This window comes from Actinoalloteichus spitiensis RMV-1378 (genome assembly GCF_000239155.1).
Lineage (GTDB): Bacteria > Actinomycetota > Actinomycetes > Mycobacteriales > Pseudonocardiaceae > Actinoalloteichus_B > Actinoalloteichus_B spitiensis.
Window position 1 is genome coordinate 1 of sequence record NZ_AGVX02000730.1, and the last position, 3583, is coordinate 3583.

Consider the following 3583-nt stretch of genomic DNA (forward strand, 5'->3'; position numbering starts at 1 on the left):
CGGACCTCGGTCCGGGCGGGCCCTCGTCGTTCCCGGTCCCCGTTCGACTCCGCACCCGGTCGCCTCGTCGGGAGCGGCGCTCGCGGCCGGGCAGGGGGACTCCGTGCCCGCGCCGGGAGGACGATGGCGGACGGGGCGCGGGCCGCCGGCGGGGACGCCGGTCGGACCAGGACACCGCGCCCGGCTCCGGCTCGTGGAACGGTCCGAGGTCAACCCTCCCGTCCGACGCGGTTCCGCCGCCCAGCGAGGCGGTCCTCCCAGCGGGTGCGACGGGCCATCACCGGACGAACACCACCTCTGTCCCCACCGGTGCCCGGGCTAGGAAGGTCGGCAGAGGTCCCGGGTCTCGGGCAGTCGCTGGAAGCCGGCCGACTCGTAGGTCGCGACGGCGCCGACGTTGGAGCTGGGGGTGCGGACGATCGCGCTCGACGAGCCGAGGGCCCGCAAGGCGGCCGCCGCCGCGACCACGATCGCCCGGCCGTGGCCCTTCCGGCGGTGGTCCCGGTGCACGCCCATCGGTTCGAGCAACCCTGGCCTCCCCGGGCCCGCCGACCACACCGTCACCGCCGCCACCGCCCTGCCCTCGCGGTCGTGGGCGATCAGGCAGCGGGCGTCGGCGTAGGGGGAGCCGGCCGCCATCGCCCGCCAGTGGTCCTGGCTGAACCTCGACCCGTCGAAGGACGCCCGCTGGACCGCGACCCGGACGTGCGCCCCGTCCGGTGTGGTCACCGCGATCCGCGGCCCGGGGTCCGGCACCGGGTCCGCGAGGTCACGGCGCAGCGGCGTCCACGCCTCGCCGGAGGTCCAGCCCCGCTCGGCCAGCCGGTCGCGGACCAGCGCGCCGGGTGGGGCCTCCACGTACGCCGCCCCCTCCCCCAGCACTCCGCGCGCGGGATCGGTCACGTCCTCCGACAGCCGCCGCGCCAACTCCTCGTCCCGTTCGGCGTGCGGTGCGATCGCCAGTCGCACCAGGTCGGGGCCGTCCAGCAACCCCATCGCGAGAATTTCCCCGTCGCGGCTCCAGGTCCGGACCGCTCGGGCGGTGGCCTCCGCACCGAACCGCCAGAACCAGCCCAGGTCTCCCGGGTGCGGCTGTGCTGGCTCCCCGTCGTCCTGCCATGCCCGCAGTGCGTGCACGACCTCGTTCAACCCGTCGACTTCCGGAGTGCCCAGGACGATCGTCACACCACCGATCACACACCACGGAACCGGCCTCCCGCACCCCGTTTCCGGCCCGGTGCCGGGACGCGGAGGCCGGTTCCCCCTGGGGAGACGAGCCGGTGGCGCGCTCCCCGGTTCCGCACCGCCGCCACGGCCCGAAGCGATCGCACACCCGGTGACCGGGTGGGACACCACGTCCACGGTGGCCACCCACCGCTCACGGGAAGGCCCGGGAGCTGTTCACCGTCCGGTTCGGACGGCCGGGCGGACGAGGAGACGTTCCCGGACCGACGCGGCAGGTCCGGCCAACCCAATCACTCTCGGTGAAACCCCGGGACGACCCCCTCCCACACCGGGGCCACCACACCACTTTTCGTGCTCCTGGCGGAACCGACGGTCGCGATCAGTCACCACGTCGGCAGAGGTTCACCCGGACGTCCGCTACCGATCGTGTCCTCGTCACCTTCGGAAGAAAACGTGCGAGGGCCGCGTAACCCACGTCCGCGCGGCATCGGACCCACTGACACGGAACGAGGAAGCAATGAGCAGCAGAGTGCTCAAGCGCACTCGCGGTCTCGTCGTCACGGGAGCGGCCCTGGGCATGGCCGCCGCTCCCCTGTCGGCCGGCGTCGCGGGCGCGGAGGAAACGCCCGTGCCCAAGAACATCATTCTTCTCATCTCCGACGGCGGCGGTTACAGCCACTTCGACCTGCCCAGCCTCTACGAGCAGGGGCAGAGCTACGGCCAGGCCTCCGTGGACCCCGCCACCGGCGCCGTGGAGCACGTGCCCGGCACCCCGAGCCAGGTGTACGAGTCCTACCCGGTCCAGGTCGGTCAGTCCCACCACTCCGCGAGTGGTCGGGCGGAGTACGTCCCCGAGGAGGCCTGGGGCTCGTTCGACTGGGTGGCCTCCGGTGCCACCGACTCGGCAGCCGCGGGAACCGCGCTGGGCACGGGCGTCAAGACCAACAACGGCATCCTCGGCTACACGCCGGACGGAGACCGCCTGCTGACCGTCGGTGAGCAGGCCATCGAGGTCGGCAAGAAGGTCGGCCTGGTCACCTCGGTGCCGTTCAACCACGCCACCCCCGCCGGCTTCATCGCGCACAACTCGAGTCGCAACGACTACCAGGGTCTGGCGACCGAGATGATCGACAGCGGTGTCGACGTCCTCATGGGCGGCGGCCACCCCAACTTCACCGACGCCCACACCCGGCGGGCGTCCGACTGGACCTGGATCTCGCAGGAGGACTTCGAGCGGGTCAGCACCGGCGGGACCGACTTCACCTACATCGAGGAGCAGGCCGACTTCGCCTCGCTCGCCGAGGGTCGGAACGTGCCGGAGAAGGTCTTCGGCCTCGCCCAGGTCGCGGAGACGCTCCAGTACAACCGCCCCGGCATGGAGAACGACGACGTCCTCCCGTGGACCGACCCGCTCAACGACGTTCCCGGCCTGGACACCATGACCGAGGGTGCGCTCAACGTCCTGGAGCAGGGCGACGAGGGCTTCTTCCTCATGGTCGAGGGTGGTGCCGTCGACTGGGCCGCCCACGCGAACAACACCACCCGCACGCTCGAGGAGCAGATCGACTTCAACCGCGCCGCCGAGGCCGTCGACCAGTGGGTGGAGGAGAACAGCAGCTGGGACGAGACGCTCGTCATCGTGACCGCCGACCACGAGACGGGTTACCTGGCCGGGCCGGACTCGAACCCGACCTGGACCCCGGTGACCGGCGAGGCCGGTCAGCTGCCCAACGTCTCCTGGCACTCCGGTGACCACACCAACGCCCTCGTGCCCTTCTACGCCAAGGGCGCCGGCTCGGACGTCCTCCAGGCCCGGGCCAACCGGTGGGACATCGTCCGGGGCGCCTACCTGGACAACACCGACATCGGCGAGGCCGTCTTCGACTTCCTCGGGCACGCCCCCGCCTCGGGTGACTCCTCGGTGGCCCTGGAGGCCACCGTTCCGCTGCCCACCAGCGGTGGCGCGCTGAGCATGTCGGTGGCCGACACCGGTTCCGTCGTCTTCGAGGGCGACCCGCGCAGCCAGTCCGGTGCCCTGCCGCAGGTCACCGTGACCGACACCCGCGACGAGGTCCAGTCGCGCGGTCAGGGCTGGACCGTCGCCGGCAGCGCCAGCGAGTTCGTCGCCGGTAACCGCCGGTTCGGCGCGGAGAACCTGAGCTGGACCCCGAAGGTCGTCGAGTCCGAGTCCGGCGCCGAGGCCGGCCCCGACGCCGCCTTCGACGGCCCGGCCGCCCTGGCCGACACCGACCGGGTCAGCCGGTTCGGGACGACCGTCCTGGGCGCGGACCTCGGCCTCGCCGTGCCGGAGGAGGCCCGTGGTGGTCGCTACGGCAGCGAGATCACGCTGACGCTGTTCGCCAAGGACTGATCGATGTGGACGGGGTGGAGCGGGGAC

The 3583-nt window shown here is 72.4% G+C and carries 2 protein-coding genes; one reads left to right on the forward strand and one right to left on the reverse strand.

Annotated features, from left to right (window positions below):
• Positions 1-318 precede the first annotated feature (318 nt).
• Positions 319-1185, reverse strand: coding sequence for a GNAT family N-acetyltransferase (locus ACTIDRAF_RS0224610; protein ID WP_039789465.1), 867 nt, complete (start codon positions 1183-1185; stop codon positions 319-321).
• A 517-nt stretch (positions 1186-1702) separates the two neighbouring features.
• Between ACTIDRAF_RS0224610 and ACTIDRAF_RS31115 the strand changes: the two genes are divergently transcribed.
• Positions 1703-3556, forward strand: a complete 1854-nt coding sequence (locus ACTIDRAF_RS31115) for an alkaline phosphatase (RefSeq protein ID WP_016701332.1) — start codon at positions 1703-1705, stop codon at positions 3554-3556.
• The last annotated feature ends 27 nt before the right edge of the window (positions 3557-3583 follow it).

Bases quoted from the DNA above. Each gene is read 5' to 3' on its own strand.
- ACTIDRAF_RS31115 (WP_016701332.1), top strand. From the start codon at position 1,703: ATGAGCAGCAGAGTGCTCAAGCGCACTCGCGGTCTCGTCGTCACGGGA.